The 16,919-nt window shown below is 36.1% G+C and carries 13 protein-coding genes; 10 read left to right on the top strand and 3 right to left on the bottom strand.

The window, feature by feature from the left end; genetic code table 11:
* Positions 1–72: 72 nt before the first annotated feature.
* The 5 genes from dnaN (at position 73) to glyS (ending at position 8,028) form a co-directional block, all read left to right on the top strand.
* On the top strand, positions 73–1,176 hold the full coding sequence (gene dnaN / locus Q4503_RS00140; RefSeq protein WP_215971635.1) for a DNA polymerase III subunit beta: 1,104 nt from the start codon (positions 73–75) through the stop codon (positions 1,174–1,176).
* Positions 1,177–1,201: 25 nt separating this feature from the next.
* Positions 1,202–2,395, top strand: a complete 1,194-nt coding sequence (gene recF, locus Q4503_RS00135; RefSeq protein ID WP_215971634.1) for a DNA replication/repair protein RecF — start codon at positions 1,202–1,204, stop codon at positions 2,393–2,395.
* A gap of 9 nt (positions 2,396–2,404) precedes the next feature.
* Positions 2,405–4,849, top strand: coding sequence for a DNA topoisomerase (ATP-hydrolyzing) subunit B (gyrB, locus tag Q4503_RS00130; RefSeq protein WP_215971633.1), 2,445 nt, complete (start codon positions 2,405–2,407; stop codon positions 4,847–4,849).
* 183 nt (positions 4,850–5,032) lie between these two features.
* Complete coding sequence (gene glyQ / locus Q4503_RS00125) at positions 5,033–5,965, top strand: glycine--tRNA ligase subunit alpha (protein ID WP_215971632.1); 933 nt, start codon at positions 5,033–5,035, stop codon at positions 5,963–5,965.
* A complete protein-coding gene (glyS, locus tag Q4503_RS00120) occupies positions 5,965–8,028 on the top strand; it encodes a glycine--tRNA ligase subunit beta (protein WP_215971631.1) in 2,064 nt (687 codons plus the stop codon). The genes glyQ and glyS overlap by 1 nt, the downstream gene beginning before the upstream one ends.
* A 222-nt stretch (positions 8,029–8,250) precedes the next feature.
* Here the strand turns inward: glyS and lepB are convergent, their stop codons facing one another.
* The gene (gene lepB, locus Q4503_RS00115; RefSeq protein ID WP_303601066.1) at positions 8,251–8,910 is read right to left on the bottom strand and encodes a signal peptidase I; all 660 of its coding nucleotides are present in this window, start codon (positions 8,908–8,910) and stop codon (positions 8,251–8,253) included.
* A gap of 208 nt (positions 8,911–9,118) precedes the next feature.
* On the opposite strand from lepB, the gene Q4503_RS00110 reads away from it, so the two are divergent.
* Positions 9,119–9,370 (top strand): YdcH family protein, encoded by a 252-nt coding sequence (locus tag Q4503_RS00110; RefSeq protein ID WP_215971629.1) that lies wholly within the window; start codon positions 9,119–9,121, stop codon positions 9,368–9,370.
* A 54-nt stretch (positions 9,371–9,424) separates the two neighbouring features.
* Here the strand turns inward: Q4503_RS00110 and tusA are convergent, their stop codons facing one another.
* Complete coding sequence (gene tusA, locus Q4503_RS00105) at positions 9,425–9,670, bottom strand: sulfurtransferase TusA (RefSeq protein WP_215971628.1); 246 nt, start codon at positions 9,668–9,670, stop codon at positions 9,425–9,427.
* A gap of 170 nt (positions 9,671–9,840) precedes the next feature.
* On the opposite strand from tusA, the gene Q4503_RS00100 reads away from it, so the two are divergent.
* The 4 genes from Q4503_RS00100 to Q4503_RS00085 all read left to right on the top strand — a co-directional run bounded on the left by Q4503_RS00100 (position 9,841) and on the right by Q4503_RS00085 (position 15,408).
* Entirely contained in the window at positions 9,841–11,775 is a 1,935-nt protein-coding gene (locus Q4503_RS00100; protein ID WP_215971627.1) for a transglycosylase SLT domain-containing protein, read from the top strand.
* Between the two features lie 146 nt (positions 11,776–11,921).
* Positions 11,922–13,253 carry a Xaa-Pro dipeptidase gene (pepQ, locus tag Q4503_RS00095; RefSeq protein WP_215971626.1) on the top strand — a complete coding sequence of 444 codons (1,332 nt, stop codon included), beginning with the start codon at positions 11,922–11,924 and terminating at the stop codon, positions 13,251–13,253.
* 32 nt (positions 13,254–13,285) lie between these two features.
* Complete coding sequence (locus Q4503_RS00090) at positions 13,286–13,906, top strand: YigZ family protein (RefSeq protein WP_215971625.1); 621 nt, start codon at positions 13,286–13,288, stop codon at positions 13,904–13,906.
* A gap of 50 nt (positions 13,907–13,956) precedes the next feature.
* Complete coding sequence (locus Q4503_RS00085) at positions 13,957–15,408, top strand: TrkH family potassium uptake protein (RefSeq protein ID WP_215971624.1); 1,452 nt, start codon at positions 13,957–13,959, stop codon at positions 15,406–15,408.
* Positions 15,409–15,533: 125 nt separating this feature from the next.
* On the opposite strand, the gene trkA is transcribed toward Q4503_RS00085, so the two are convergent.
* The gene (gene trkA, locus Q4503_RS00080; protein WP_215971623.1) at positions 15,534–16,910 is read right to left on the bottom strand and encodes a Trk system potassium transporter TrkA; all 1,377 of its coding nucleotides are present in this window, start codon (positions 16,908–16,910) and stop codon (positions 15,534–15,536) included.
* Positions 16,911–16,919: the final 9 nt, after the last annotated feature.

The following is a 16,919-nucleotide window of genomic DNA, read 5'->3' as shown; positions in this document are numbered from 1 at the left end:
CACTAGTGTTATAGAATTATTTTACCAACTAAAATTTAATAATAAGAAATTTGCTCAAATGCAGGATGATAAATGAAATTTTCACTTAATAGAGAATTATTACTTAAGCCATTATTGTTAGTTTCTGGTGCAGTTGAACGCAAAAGTACTTTACCCATTTTAGGAAATATTCTTTTTGATGTTAAAGGGCATTTGTTAACCTTGACTGCTACCGATTTAGAACTTGAAATGGTAGCTCATGCTGAAATAGATAATCAGGGTGAAGATGGAAAAATAACAATACCTGCACGTAAATTACTTGATATTTGTAAAAGTTTACCTGAAAACTCAATGATAAGTTTTAATGCTGAAAATGATAGCGTTAAATTAACGTCAGGCAGAAGTCGCTATTCGCTATCAACATTATCAGCTGATGACTTTCCAAATATTGAAGAATGGAAGGGCGATGTTGAGTTTAAATTATTAAAATCAGAATTATTGCGCTTAATTGAAAGTACGCATTTCTCAATGGCTAACCAAGATGTTCGTTATTACTTAAATGGTATGTCGATCGAAAGTGAAGGTAATGAAATTAGATCTGTTGCTACAGACGGTCACCGATTAGCTATTTGTAAAATTTCAAATGAATCTTTAACACTACCAGCAAGACAAGTTATTGTTCCTCGAAAAGGTATTTTAGAAATAATTCGTTTGCTTGCTCCTGTTGATGAAGCGGTGCAAGTTTATCTTGGCTCTAATCATATTCGTATTATTGATTCAGAATTTTCGTTTACAAGTAAATTAGTTGATGGACGTTTTCCTGATTACCGTCGAGTTTTACCTCGTAATGGTGATAAAATATTTGTTACTGATAAAGAAAAATTACGTCAAGTATTGTCACGGGCATCTATTTTATCGAATGAAAAATTTAAAGGTGTTCGTTTAAATTTTTTAAATTCTTTATTAAAAATTACAGCTAATAACCCAGAGCAAGAGCAAGCAGAAGAAGAGTTAGAAATAGATTTTCCATATGATGAACTCGAAATAGGTTTCAATGTTAGTTATGTACTTGATGTACTAAATGCGATTAAAGATGAAAAAGTTAAGTTTACTTTAGCTGATGCTAATTCAAGCGTTGTTATTGAAGGTGCAGATTCTGGTGAAGCGCTTTATGTTGTTATGCCAATGCGCTTATAGTTTGTTTACCATTGAAATTAACTAAATGAGTGTTATTAAATTAGTTACCAAAAATTTTCGTAACTTAAATGATGCTACAATTGATTTTCACTCACAATTAAACTTTTTTGTTGGGGATAATGGTAGCGGAAAAAGTAGTTTATTAGAGGCACTTTTTTTTCTAGGACATGGTAAATCTTTTAGAACAAGTAAACTTGATGCACTAGCTTGTCACGAGACAACTAACTTTGTTGTTAGTGTTAGAGATGGAAATAATCGCCAACTAGGATTAAGTCGTGATATTAGTACAGGCTCAACAACTATTAAAATTGATGGTGAATTTCAGAATCGCTTATCAGTGTTAGCTAAAAATATTGCAATACAAATTGTTACGCCAGAGAGCTTTAAACTTTTTTTTGGTGGACCTAGGGAACGCAGAAGGTTTGTCGATTTAGGCATGTTTCACGTGAAACATTCATTTGCACAGCAATGGAAAAACTTTAATCGAGTTTTAAAACAAAGAAATGCTTGTATTAGATTAAATCATCATTCAAGTGCATCTAACGCTATGCTGTCATATTGGACTGAGCAGTTCTGTCAAATGTCTGCTGAAGTTGCTAGTGTAAGGGAAGAGTATAGCTTAACCTTGATTAATGAATTAGATGGTTGGCTAACACTGCTACTGCCAAGTTTGAAGAGCAGAGTAACGGTACAATACTTACGAGGATGGCCACAAAAAAGAGAATTAGAAGAAGTACTTTTTAGTAATCAAGAACGTGAAGCTAAATATGGATATAGTTTATATGGTGCTCATAAATTTGATGTGAAATTTCTCCTTGATAAACAGCCTTTAGAGACTCAACTATCTAGAGGTCAACAAAAGTTGTTTTTACTCGCGTTAACTTTTACCCAAGCTAAATTAATAGCTAGAGTTGAACGAGTAAAACCAATTTTATTAATAGATGATATTGGTGCAGAATTAGATATTAATTCTCGTAAAGCGCTATCAAAGGCGTTAGAAATATTAGATTGCCAAGTGGTAATTACTGCAATTAGCAATGATGTTTTAACTCCTTTTTTTGAGCGCTTTAATGATGGTATTTGTAATAATGTTTGCTCTGAAAATGAAAAAACAATTACAACAATAGAAAATTATAAAGTGTTTCACGTGAAACATGGCGAAATATCAGCGATGTCTCCAAACGATTCTGACTTAAAAACAGAAACAGCAATTGAATAGGCTAAAACTATGACTGTAGAAAATGAATATGACTCGGCCAGTATTAAAGTACTAAAAGGACTTGATGCAGTACGAAAAAGACCCGGTATGTACATCGGTGACACTGATGATGGTACTGGTTTACACCACATGGTTTTTGAGGTGTTAGATAACTCAATTGATGAAGCTTTGGCAGGACATTGTAAAGATATTGTCGTCACTATTCATTTAGATGGTTCTGTTTCTGTAAAAGATGATGGCCGTGGTATACCAACAGAATTACATCCTGAAGAGGGGGTTTCTGCAGCTGAAGTTATCATGACAGTATTACATGCTGGTGGTAAGTTTGGTGGAGATGACTCAGGTTACAAAGTTTCAGGTGGACTTCATGGTGTTGGTATTTCTGTAGTAAATGCTTTAAGTAGTAAACTAAAGTTGAATATTCGCAGAGATGGGCAATTATTTGAACAGTATTACCATATAGGCATACCACAAGCACCTCTGGCTGTTGTTGGAGAAAGTGATAAAACAGGTACCGAGGTACGTTTTTGGCCAAGCACTGATACTTTTACAGACGTTTTATTTCATTATGAATTGTTAGTTAAACGTATTCGTGAATTGTCATTCTTAAACTCAGGTGTCTCAATTCGTTTAATTGATGAACGTGAAGAAGGTAAAGAAGATCATTTCCATTTTGATGGTGGTATTCAAGCGTTTGTTGATTATTTAAATACAAACAAGACACCTGTAAATGAAGAGATTTTCTATTTTGATTTAGCACGTGACGATGGCATTGTTGTTGAAGTGGCGATGCAATGGAATGATGGTTTCCAAGAAAGTATTCACTGTTTTACTAATAATATTCCACAGCGTGATGGTGGTACTCATTTAAGTGGTTTCCGTACGGCATTAACTCGTACATTGAATAGTTATATGGTGAAAGAAGGTCTTAATAAGACCAAAAAAGGTGGTAGTACAGAAACGAACGCTTCAGGTGATGATGCACGTGAAGGCTTAACTGCTGTAATTTCGGTTAAAGTACCAGATCCTAAATTCTCTTCTCAAACTAAAGATAAACTAGTTTCTTCTGAAGTGAAAACGGCAGTTGAACAAGCAATGGGTGAAAAGTTAGGTGAGTACTTATTAGAAAAACCTGCTGTTGCTCGTACTATTATTATGAAAATTGTTGATGCTGCGAGAGCTCGTGAAGCTGCGCGTAAAGCACGTGAAATGACTCGACGTAAAGGTGCATTAGATATTGCTGGCTTACCAGGTAAGTTAGCTGATTGTCAGGAAAAAGATCCTGCACTATCTGAATTATATATTGTGGAAGGGGACTCTGCTGGCGGTTCAGCCAAGCAGGGACGTAACCGTAAAAACCAAGCTATTTTACCGTTGAAAGGTAAAATATTAAACGTAGAGAAAGCACGTTTTGATAAAATGATCTCTTCTCAAGAAGTTGGTACACTCATTACAGCATTAGGCTGTGGTATTGGTCGTGATGAGTACAACCCAGAAAAATTGAGATATCATAGTATTATCATTATGACGGATGCGGATGTTGATGGATCGCATATCCGTACATTGTTATTAACATTCTTTTATCGTCAAATGCCTGAAATTATGGAACGTGGCCATATCTTTATTGCACAACCACCGTTATATAAAGTGAAAAAAGGTAAGCAAGAGCGTTACATAAAAGATGATGATGGTTTAACAGAATACCTCACTACTTTAGCATTAGACAGTGCTTCTATTCATGTTAATGAAGATGCACCTGCTATTACTGGTTTAGCACTAGAACAGTTAGTTAATCAATTCCGTACTACCATGGAAACTATTAAGCGTATCTCTAGACAAATTCCTGCAGATATCCTAGAAAAAATGGTATATAGCACGAATATCGCGAAAGAAGATTTTGCAGATAAAGATAAAGTTGATGCATGGGCTAAAGATTTAATTACTCAACTTGATGATCAAGATGGTAACGGCTCTCTATATACCGTGACTGTAGAATACAATACTGAGCGTAATATTTATTACCCAGAATTTATTGTTCGTAAGCATGGTATTGATAAGGTTTACAGTTGTAACTATGAGTTTACTCAGTCTAATGAGTTTGCAGCGATTATTTCATTAAACGATGCGATTAATAATTTAATGGAAGAAGGTGCTTATGTTAAACGAGGTGAGAAGGTTAAACCTGTTGACACCTTTGAAGAAGCACTTAGTTGGTTAATGGCTGAATCTAAACGTGGTCAATATATTCAACGTTATAAAGGATTGGGTGAGATGAACCCTGATCAATTGTGGGAAACTACCATGGATCCTGAAACACGTCGTATGTTACAAGTTACGATTGATGATGCGATTGCAGCAGATCAACTGTTTAATACCTTAATGGGTGATCATGTAGAGCCGCGTAGGAAGTTTATAGAAGAAAATGCCTTAAAAGTTTCAAACTTAGATTTTTAAGTGTTATGACCTATGTAAATAATATTTTTACATAGGCAGTAGGGATGAAATTTAGAATTTCATCGATAAATATTATATGCTCGGTCATCATAACTGAGCATTTCTATTTTAAAAACAGCACGTTATGTTTTTTGATGAATGTATAGCGTGTAAATTTATAACTTAGAGTGAATTTGACAAAACATGACTAGTTTCAATTGTAAAACGTTTCAAGGTCTAATCTTGCAGTTGCAAGATTATTGGTCAAGACAAGGCTGTGTAATAGTACAACCGTTAGACTTAGAAGTAGGGGCTGGTACCTTCCACCCAATGACCTTTCTACGATCTATAGGGCCAGAGCCTATTAGCAGCGCTTATGTTCAGCCATGTCGACGACCAACTGATGGTCGCTACGGTGAAAACCCTAATCGCTTGCAACATTATTATCAATTTCAAGTGATGTTAAAGCCTTCTCCAAAGAACATTCAAGAGCTATACCTGAATTCATTAAAAGAGCTAGGTATTGATCCACTTGTTCATGATATTCGTTTTGTTGAAGATAACTGGGAGTCACCAACGTTAGGTGCATGGGGCTTAGGCTGGGAAATATGGCTTAACGGTATGGAAATCACTCAATTTACTTATTTCCAACAAGTCGGCGGCTTAGAGTGTACACCTGTTACAGGTGAAATTACTTATGGCTTAGAACGTCTGGCAATGTACATTCAAAATGTCGATAGCATTTATGATCTTGTTTGGGCTGACGGTCCAATGGGTACTGTATATTACGGTGATGTTTTCCACCAAAATGAAGTTGAGCAGTCTACTTATAACTTTGAACATGCTGATGTTGATGCGTTATTTAAGCAGTTTGATCAATGCGAAAAAGATAGCCAAAAACTAATTGAAGCTAATTTACCATTACCGGCATACGAGCAAGTGATGAAAGCGTCTCATGCTTTCAATTTACTCGATGCACGTCATGCTATATCAGTAACAGAACGTCAACGTTATATTTTACGTGTACGTACTTTATCAAAAGCGGTTGCTGAAGCGTATTACCAAAAGCGTGAAGAACTAGGCTTCCCGTTATGTAAAAATAATCAAAATGACGCTTCAAACAAAGGAGATAAATAATGACTACTGAAACACTCCTTATTGAATTGGGTACTGAAGAGTTACCACCTAAAGCATTGAAAACATTAGCAACAGCTTTTTTTGATAGTATAAAAAGTCAACTTGATAGCCATGATTTAGCATATAACGATATAAAGTGGTTTGCTACACCTCGCCGTATGGCTGTACAAGTTTTTGATTTAGTTGATAAACAACAAGATAAAACAGTAGAAAAACGTGGCCCGGCAGTGAATGTTGCGTTTGATGAAGCGGGTAATGCTAGTAAAGCTGCTCAAGGTTGGGCAAAATCAAACGGTATAACAGTTGAACAAGCTGAACGCTTGGTAACTGATAAAGGTGAATGGTTGCTTCATACTGCAACAGTAACTGGCTTAGCCACCACTGAATTAATTCCTGACATGGTAAATATAGCGTTAAAGAAATTACCTATCGCTAAACCAATGCGTTGGGGCGCAGAGCGTACTCAATTTATTCGTCCTGTACATACACTAACGATGTTATTTGGTAGTGAGTTAATTGCTGGTGAAGCGCTTGGTGTTACTTCAGGTAATCAAGTACAAGGTCATCGTTTTCATCATCAAGGCTTAGTTACCATTAATCATGCAAATGATTATCAAGCGGAACTTGCTAAAGCTTATGTTGAAGTAGACTTTGCAGAGCGACAAAATAAAATTGTTGAGCAAATAAAACAAGCGGCGAATAATATTGATGCAGTAGCATTAATTGATGAAGATTTACTTAACGAAGTAACTGCATTAGTTGAATGGCCAGTAACATTGGTAGGAACGTTTGATAAAGAATTCTTGAATGTGCCTGCTGAACCATTAATTTATTCAATGAAAGACCATCAAAAGTATTTCCCTGTTACAGATAAAAATGGTCAATTAGTTAACAAATTTATTTTTGTTTCTAATATTGAGTCAAAAGATCCTGAAGCAGTTATTTTTGGTAATGAAAAAGTAATTCGTCCACGTTTAGCGGATGCTGAGTTTTTCTTTAAAACAGATAAAAAGCAAAGTTTAGAGTCACGTTTAACAAGTCTTGAGTCTGTGTTGTTTCAAAAACAGTTAGGCACACTAAAAGCGAAATCAGAACGTATCGCACAGCTGAGCCAATTTATTGCACAGCAGTTAAATGAAAATGCAGACGATGCATACCGTGCTGGCTTACTCAGTAAAACAGACTTAATGTCTGAAATGGTATTAGAATTTCCACAAGTGCAGGGCACTATGGGTAAATACTATGCTTTACATGATGGTGAAAATGAAAATATTGCCCAGGCATTAGAAGATCAATATCGCCCACGTTTTTCTGGTGATAGCTTACCGGAAGCAAATATAGGTTGTGCTGTTGCTATTAGTGATAAGATTGATACCTTAGTTGGTATCTTTGGTATTAAACAAGCACCTAAGGGTGATAAAGACCCATTTGCGCTTCGAAGAGCTGCCATTGGTAGTATTCGTATAATTATTGAAAAACAGCTTAACTTAGACCTGTCAGAGCTTATTAACAAAAGTATCGAGTTGTTTGGTGATAAGTTGATTAATGAAAATACTGCTAATGATGTCTTAGATTTCATTATGGGTCGTTTCCGTGCTTTCTATCAAGAGCAAGGGATCAGTGTTGATGTTATTCAAGCAGTGTTGGCTAAAAAGCCTAGTGCACCATTGGATTTTGATAAACGCATTAAAGCGGTTACTTTCTTTGGTGACTTACCAGAAGCTGCGACCTTAGCTGCTGCAAATAAACGAGTTGGAAATATTTTAGCTAAGTTTGATGGTGAGCTTTATCAAGCTTTTAATGTTGATTTAGCAACAGAGCAAGCCGAACGTGATTTAGCTGATGTTTATCAAGCAATCAGTCTAAAAGTTGCACCATTGATGGCGGATAAAAACTACCAAGCGGCTTTAAGTGAATTAGCACAATTAAAAGCGCCAATTGATACTTTCTTTGATAATGTAATGGTGATGAGTGATGATGAAGCGATTAAAACTAACCGCTTAACATTACTTAATGAAATTCGTAATAGTTTCTTTGCTATTGCCGATATTTCACTACTGTAGCAATGTATCGTTAGAAAACTCGGTTAATTAACTAAAAGGGCATAGTGATATGCCCTTTTTTGTGCGTGAAGTTTGTGTTTAATAACTAGCGCTTGGTTTAATAAATATTCCTTTAGCCGCTATTTTTCTGAGTTAAAATAAAAAACTATCAAGCTAGAGTAAAGTAAAGGCAATACTCCTAAGTATTCCAATTGATTAAAAACAGCTTAAACCGAGTTCAGGTTAAATAGAATATATGTCTTTAAAAAATCGATTTTCTCTTGGTAAATAGTAATTATCATAGTTAACAGAAAATGCAATTGAACTAGCTTTACCCTTAAGTTCATGACGAGGGACTAAACCATAAACTCGTGAATCGGCGCTGTTACGACGGTTATCACCTAACACAAAGTAATAACCATCAGGAACGGTTAATGGCGAAAAAGTACTACGTTGATTACTCCTTTCTTTATCGATACGAATAGAGTGATTAATAGCACCAAGCTGCTCTATAGCGACAAGTTGCTGAGGGTTTTCTTTGGTTATTTTATATGGCATAGCTTGACCATTAATATAAAGCGTTTCTTCTTTCATTGAAATTCTATCGCCAGGTAAGCCAACCATACGTTTTATTAAACGTTTATCAGCTGTTTTAGATTCAAACACAACTATTTCTCCACGCTTAGGCTCTCCGGTTGATAGTAGAGATAGTTGGCTAAAAGGTAGTCTTAAATCATAAGCCATTTTATTAACAATAATTCTATCGCCCTCTTTAATCGTTGGCTGCATTGAGCCTGTTGGTACCGTGTACCAATCAGCAACGGCACTTCTAAATACGGACATTAATAAAACAAAGAGTATAAATAGTTTGTTATCTTTTAGAAATTTTTGTAAGTAAGTCATTATATTTCACCTCATAGTAGTAGTTTGGGTTAGAGATAGTTTTAATAAAAAGGTTCGGCGAATACACATATGTTTACAACTTTACTAGTAAGGCTGTGATACAAAATAAAATCATTAGAGTTTGAGTTAGATCAATGACGTAAATAATTAAAAGCGTAGTGTGTTAGTTAGAGTACATTATTAAAATATAACAACGTAGGAGAAAATTATGACGTTAGAAAAACATGACCTTCATCACGAATTTCCAGATTTTAATGAGGAAATTCATTATTTAAAAATGAACGACAACCACTTTACTCGTTTGTTTAATGAATACCATGAAATTGACCAAGAAATACGTCATATAGAGCAGGGGATAGAGAATACTAGTGATGACTATTTAGAGAAGAAAAAGAAAGTACGTTTAAAACTAAAAGACGAACTGTTTGTTATGCTTCAAAAAGTGGAATTACCAGCATAGCTAAATAATAAGCGTCATAATAGGGTTAATCTTACTTGTTTGAAATAATAAAGGTTAGCCCTTTTTAATTACAAATAAGTAAGGCTTTTCGTCAACTTTTTTGGCAATAAGCTCATGCTCCATAAACCGACAAAAGCTAGGTATATCACGTGTCGTTGAGGGGTCATCGCAAGTGATTAATAGAGTTTCACTACTTGCCATTTTTCTTATCTTTAATCGAACCATCATTACTGGCTCTGGACAGCGTAGACCAATAGCATCAAGGGAATGATCTGTTTTGTTAAATGTTTCGTTTAGCATAAATGATATTGGGTAGTTAAATTTATCGAGTGTTACTATTCTACTTCATTTCTATTTGAGCTGTCTCGTATATAGTTCAACCAACTAAATATATATCAACTCGCATGTCTAGGCCGTTTAGGTATATACTTTCATCAGATATCTGATATGTTTTGGGAAAAGAGAAGTTAATGCTAACCCGTGTAGTGTCGAAAATATTGTTAACACTGGCTATAGTTAGTTATAGCTTTAGCCTACAGGCGAGTGAGCCATTTAAAATAACAGTAGATAAAATACAGCAAAAAAACTTTATTAAAGCAGAGAAGCTTGTCAGTAAAAGTGATTCTGCTCAATATCAATTACTCTATAACCAACTTCATTATTATTCATTACAGCCTTATTTAGATCAAAGTCGCTTAATGAATAAAATTAGTTTGTCAGATGCACAAGAAATCTCAACATTTTTAGAAGAGTATCAGGGTACACCTCTTGATTGGCCTTTGCGAAAAAAGTGGTTAACTTATCTCGCGAATAAAAAACAAGGTGCTTTGTATTTAAAAGATTATAAGCCGACTTCAAATGCCAAATTAGTATGCCATCAGTTAGATTTCAGTTTACAGGCAGGTGTGCCAGAAAGTGAGATACTTCCTAAAGTTACTAAATTGTGGGTGGTTGGTAAGTCACAAGATAAGGCGTGTGATCCTTTATTTGAACGTTGGCAAAAAGCAGGGTATCGTACCAACGATATTATTTGGCAACGTATTGGTTTGGCTGCTGATGGTGGAAAGCACACACTTATTCCTTATTTAACTAAGTTGCTACCGCCAAAACAGCAATATTTAGGACGCTTATGGCATAAAGTTAGACGTGACCCTTCTATAGCAAGTAAGTTTAAGAACTTTCCAAATAAATCAACACGTGAAGTAGAAATACTAACATACGGTCTTAAGCGACTAATATGGCATTCACCCGATGTAGCAATTCGTAGTTATAATAAGGCAAGGGTGAAATTTACTTTTACACAAGATCAACAGCAGCAAATAACCGAAAGGTTTGCAGTAGCCTTATCATCTAAAAACCACCGTGCAGCACAAACTTGGCTTGATAAACTTGATGTTAATGTACTGAGTGATAGTATTCTGCAGCGACGCTTATCGCAGGCATTAAAGAAAAATGATTGGGATCAACTGATTATAGATTTAGCGCAATTACCTAAAAAACATAAGAATGATTTGAAGTGGAAATATTGGTATGCACGGGCATTAATTGCAACAAATGCAAATGAACCAGGCATTCTTTTATTGCAAGAGCTAGCTAATGAACGTCATTATTATGGATTTCTTGCCGCAAGTTATTTAAAAAAACCGGTGAACTTGCAAAACAAACCACTTCAGTTTTCTTTAGCAGAAAAGAAACAGCTAATTAATTATCCTGCTGCTAAGCGCGCTTTTGAGTTTCATTCCTTAGGGCGTCATCATCAAGCACGTTCAGAATGGAATTACTTACTTAAAAAATTAAATAATAGAGAAAAGTTAGTCGCAGCAAAAATAGCGAACGAAAACCAATGGTTTGATAGAACAATTTTTACTTTAGTTAATGCTGGCTACCTAGATGATGTTGATTTACGTTTTCCGAAAGCGTTTGATAAAGAAATTAATTTTTATGCGAAAGAAGAAAAAATAGCGCCTTCGTGGGCTTTTGCAATCGCAAGAAGAGAAAGCTCTTTTATGAAGGATGCTCATTCACCAGTGGGGGCTAAAGGGTTAATGCAGTTAATGCCTAATACGGCAAAAAGTCTTAAAAAAGGCAGGGTCAATAATAGTTATTTGTTGAATGCTGAAAACAATATTCAGTTAGGCACCAAATATTTAAAAATTCTTTTGGGTAAAAACAATGGTAATCAGTTGCTTGCAACCGCTTCTTATAATGCAGGGCCATACAGAGTAAGTACTTGGGTGAATAACATCAAATCTATTCCTGCTGATATTTGGATTGAAACCATACCTTATAAAGAAACGCGTAACTATGTAAAAAGTGTTTTAGCCTATCAGGAAATATATCAGCATAAACCAGGACAAGTCAGTGAGCTTTTTGAAAAAGTGATTAACATGACCATAGGTGGCTAACTCCTTTCGTTGTTAATAAAGTAAAAGAGCGTTAAACCTAGCGAAATGTACAATAAGCTGCACAAATTTAAAGAAGATCTATTGTCGTGTTATAGCTTGAAAATAAAAGGGTATGGTATTATACCGAAAAATTTAAGGGAGGGTTTATGAGTACATTAACCAACAAGTTAAAAGAAGAATATTCAGCACATATTGACTGTTTACAACAACGTACCAAACAAGCGTTGTTATGTGAAAAAATTGAAGGTGTGGTGATTCATTCAGGTCAAGAGATTAAAGCTTTTCTTGATGATAATGCTTACCCATTTAGAGTAAATCCTCATTTTAAACATTGGTTACCTTTGATTGATGTGCCTAATTGCTGGCTTATTGTTAATGGCGAAGATAAGCCTACGCTGATTTATTATCAGCCTGTCGACTTTTGGCATAAAGTGGTCCCGTTAGCTGAAAGTTATTGGGGAGAGTTTTTTCATATTAAAGTGCTGACTAAAGCAAGTGATGTAGATAAGTTACTGCCTTATGATAAGAAAGATTTTGCTTATGTTGGTAGCCATATTGAAGTGGCAAAAGCGTTAGGATTTGAAGAGATTAATCCAGAGCCTTTATTAAACTATTTTCATTATTACCGTGCTTATAAAACATCATATGAACTAGTGTGCTTGCGTCAGTCTAATAGCTTGGCTGTAACAGCACATAATGCGGCTAAAAAAGCATTTTTTAGTGGCGCTACAGAGTATGAAATTCAACAAGCTTATCTTAGCGCAATAGGTTACACGACTAATGAAACGCCTTATGGCAACATTGTTGCACTAAATAAAAATTGTTCAGTTTTACATTATATGGCGTTAGATAAAGTAGCACCGCAAATACATAAATCATTTCTCATTGATGCTGGCGCTAACTTTCATGGTTACGCTGCCGATATAACCCGTACTTATGCTTTCAAGCAAGATAAATTTGCTGAGTTAATAGCGCGTATGGATCAATTAATGCTTAGTGCTGTTGAAGGCTTAAAACCTGGTGTTAGTTATGTGGATTTACATATTGCCACCTATAGAGAAATTGCCCAGGTGTTAGTCGAGTTCGATTTTATTAAAGTAAGTGCTGATACCGCTGTTGAGTCAGGTATTGTAGGTACTTTCTTCCCTCATGGATTGGGGCATCATTTAGGCTTACAAGTACATGATGTTGGTGGCTTTATGGCTGATGAACGTGGTACTCATATTAACTCTCCTGATAATCATCCATTTCTACGTACTTCAAGAGTTATTGAAGCTGGGCAGGTTTTTACAATAGAACCAGGGCTGTATTTTATTGATTCTTTACTGGGTACCTTAAAAGATTCAAAAAATAGTGATCAAGTGAACTGGGGAAAAGTTGATAGTATGCGTGATTTTGGCGGAATTCGGATTGAAGATAACATCATTGTTCATCAATCGCATAATGAAAATATGACCCGTGATTTAGGTTTAAATTAGTCTTTTGCTAAATTTTCTTGGATGTTAGAGCTATGAAAAGCCCTTACCAAATAGCGGTTAACAATGTTGAACATGAAATATTTGTTAATCGTAGTCGCTTTATTTGCTATTTGGCTCCTTGTACTAGTATTGAAGAAGCTAAGGCGCAAGTTAAGCAAAGGCAATTTGAACACCCTCAAGCTAGCCATCATTGCTATGCTTTTTTAACCAAAGCAGCAGATGATAGCTTAGGTTATGGTTATTCTGATGATGGCGAACCAAGTGGCACCGCTGGTAAACCTATGCTGGCGGTTTTACAAGGTGGTGGTATTGGGCAAGTTTGTGCTGTAGTTGTACGATATTTTGGTGGCACTAAACTAGGTACTGGTGGTTTACAGCGAGCTTATGGTGATAGTGTTCGCCAAGCGCTTGTGTTTTTACAATCGAAAACTAAAATAGCGATGGCGGCAAAAACTTTAGCGTGTCAATATAGCCAAGTTGATGATGTATTGCATATAATTAGCCAAGTAGAAGGTCAGGTTATTGAGCAAGAATATTTACAAACAGTGCAGTTTAAACTCTTGTTACCACAAGCTGAATTAGCTTTGGTTGAACATAAATTGCAAACACTGTCGGCAGGTCAATTAAAATTATACTCTTCTGATACCTTGTAGGTTGGGCTGTATACCAACATTAAATAAAATAATGATGCAAAAAACAAAACGTGCAATATAAAAATATTATTAGAATTTTAGGTTTGTTAGTCGCACTACTCAGTGTCACTATGCTTCCGCCTGCCATGGTGTCTATGATCTATCGTGATGGTGGTGGTGTACCTTTTTTAATGGGCTTTTTATGTTGCCTGTTTACCGGTTTTTTAGCTTGGTATCCTTTTAGAGGGGAAAAAACCGATCTAAAATCTCGAGAAGGTTTCTTGATTGTGGTGTTATTTTGGTTAGTACTTGCTAGCTTCTCCGCTATTCCTCTTATCTTATTAGATCAGCCATCATTGTCAGTGACTGATGCATTTTTTGAATCATTCTCAGGTTTAACGACGACAGGGGCGACCATTTTAAATCGTATTGATGGTTTACCTCATGCCGTGTTGTGGTATCGCCAGCAGTTACAGTGGTTAGGTGGTATGGGGATTATTGTATTAGCTGTTGCGGTATTACCTATGTTAGGTATTGGTGGTATGCAGCTATACCGAGCAGAGATTCCTGGGCCGGTAAAAGATTCAAAGATGACACCAAGAATAGCCGATACAGCAAAGCATTTATGGTATATTTATTTATCATTAACAGTTGCTTGTGCAGCAGCGTATTGGTTGGCGGGTATGTCAGTATTTGACGCTATTTGTCATTCATTTTCCACTGTTGCCATTGGAGGGTTTTCTACTCACGATGCCAGCATGGGATATTTTAACAGCCCAACGATTAATTTGGTTTGTGTTTTCTTCTTAATTATTGCCAGTGTAAATTTCGCCCTACATTACGCTGTAGTTCAAAGTAAATCCCTTAGAAATTATTTTGCAGATCCAGAATTTAAAGCGTTTCTTGCTATACAAGTTGTACTAACTCTTATTTGTTTTACAGTATTAATGACCTCTGGCACTTACCAAGATGCAGATAAAGCATTTGATCAGGCTTTGTTTCAATCTGTATCAATTAGCACAACAGCAGGCTTTTCAACCACTTCATTTGCCGATTGGCCAACACTTTTACCTTTGTTACTGATTTTTTCGAGTTTTATTGGTGGTTGTGCAGCGAGTACTGCTGGCGGTATGAAGGTAGTGAGGGTCTTACTACTGTATTTACAAGGTTTACGTGAGCTAAATAAGTTAGTACATCCTAGGGCTATTTTTAAGATTAAAATGGGTAAAAAGGTATTGCCAGATCGTGTTGTCGAAGCTGTCTGGGGCTTCTTTTCTGCCTATGCCGCAGTGTTTGTTATTTGTATGTTATTACTATTAGCAACCGGTATGGATGACATTACCGCATTTACAGCTGTTGCTGCTGCCATTAATAACCTTGGTCCAGGATTAGGGGAGGTTGCCGCTAACTTCTCAGGTATTGGGGATGCAAGCAAGTGGGTGTTAATTATGGCAATGCTATTTGGCCGCTTAGAAGTGTTTACTTTATTAGTGTTGTTTACTCCTGGATTTTGGCGCACATAACGCTATTCATCAGTTGAGGAATAGCGTTAATTGGCGTTAGAGTATGGTATATATAATATTGCTATTCTTTGAAGCAATTAAAAATATATTCAACTGAGTTCAGAGTAGTTAAATAAATTGCTGGGTTAGAAGTAGGTTGCACTAACTTGGAATAACCTTTCCACATCACCAATGTAACGTTTATTAACGAGGAAGAGGATAACATGGTCTTCTTCTTCTATTAGTGTATTAGAGTGAGCTATTAACACTTCTATACCTCTAACAATTGCACCAATAGTTGTACCCGGTGGTAACTTGATATTACGAACTGCTCGGCCAACTACTTTTGAAGATTTCTCATCTCCTTTAGCAACAATTTCAATCGCTTCAGCTGCACCACCACGTAAGCTATACACATTATCAATAGTACCCCGTCTTACATGAGTGAGTAACGCAGAAATTGTAGCTTGTTGTGGTGAAATAGCTATATCAATAGCGCCACCATGGACCAACTCAACATAGGCATCACGCTGAATAAGTACCATTGTTTTTCGAACGCCAAGCTTTTTAGCAAGTAATGAAGACATGATATTAGCTTCATCATCATTAGTTACAGCAATAAATACATCGAATTGGTCTATATTTTCTTCTGTTAATAACTCTATATCTGAAGAGTCGCCTTGAAATACTAGGGTGTTATTAAGTTCAGAAGTTAGCTCTGCAGCCCTTATTGCAGAGCGCTCTATTAATTTAACTTGATGATTATCTTCCAAAATACTGGCTAAGCCAGCACCTATATTACCGCCACCAACAATCATGATTCGCTTATAGGCGGGCTCTAGCTTTTGTAGCTCATTCATTACGGCGCGTATGTGAATACTTGCGGCAATGAAAAAAACCTCATCATCGGCTTCAATAACTGTAGTGCCTAAAGGGCGGATGGGCTTGCCATCTCGATAAATGGCAGCAACACGGGTATCAACATTGGGAATATGATCTCTTAATGTTGATAGTGCATGGCCAACAAGTAAACCGCCATAATAGGCTTTTACGGCTACTAAGCTAACACGACCACTAGCAAACTCTAATACTTGTAATGCACCTGGATAATCAATTAAGCGAGCTATATCACGGGTAACTAATTCTTCAGGTGCAATAACATGATCAATAGGAATGTGTAGCTTATGAAATAATTGCTTTGAATGTTTTAATATTTGGTTTGAGCGAATACGGGCTATTTTTTTATGAGTATTAAATAAAGAAGAACAAATTTGGCAAGTGATCATATTCGTGGCATCGTCTGAAGTAACAGCGATAACCATGTCAGCATCTTCAGCACCTGCGTTTCTTAATACGTCGGGATGACAGCCTTGGCCAGTGACAACTTTAAGATCCATTCTGTCTTGTAGCTCACGAAGCTTTTCTCCGTCAACATCAACAACAGATATATCGTTATTTTCGCCAACAAGGTTTTCCGCTAAAGTTCCACCTACTTGGCCTGCACCGACTATTATTATTTTCATTTATTGTTG

This window comes from Colwellia sp. 6_MG-2023 (assembly GCF_030547765.1).
Lineage (GTDB): Bacteria > Pseudomonadota > Gammaproteobacteria > Enterobacterales > Alteromonadaceae > Colwellia.
Note: the sequence above shows the minus strand (reverse complement) of the source record. Positions and strands in the feature narration are given on the sequence as shown.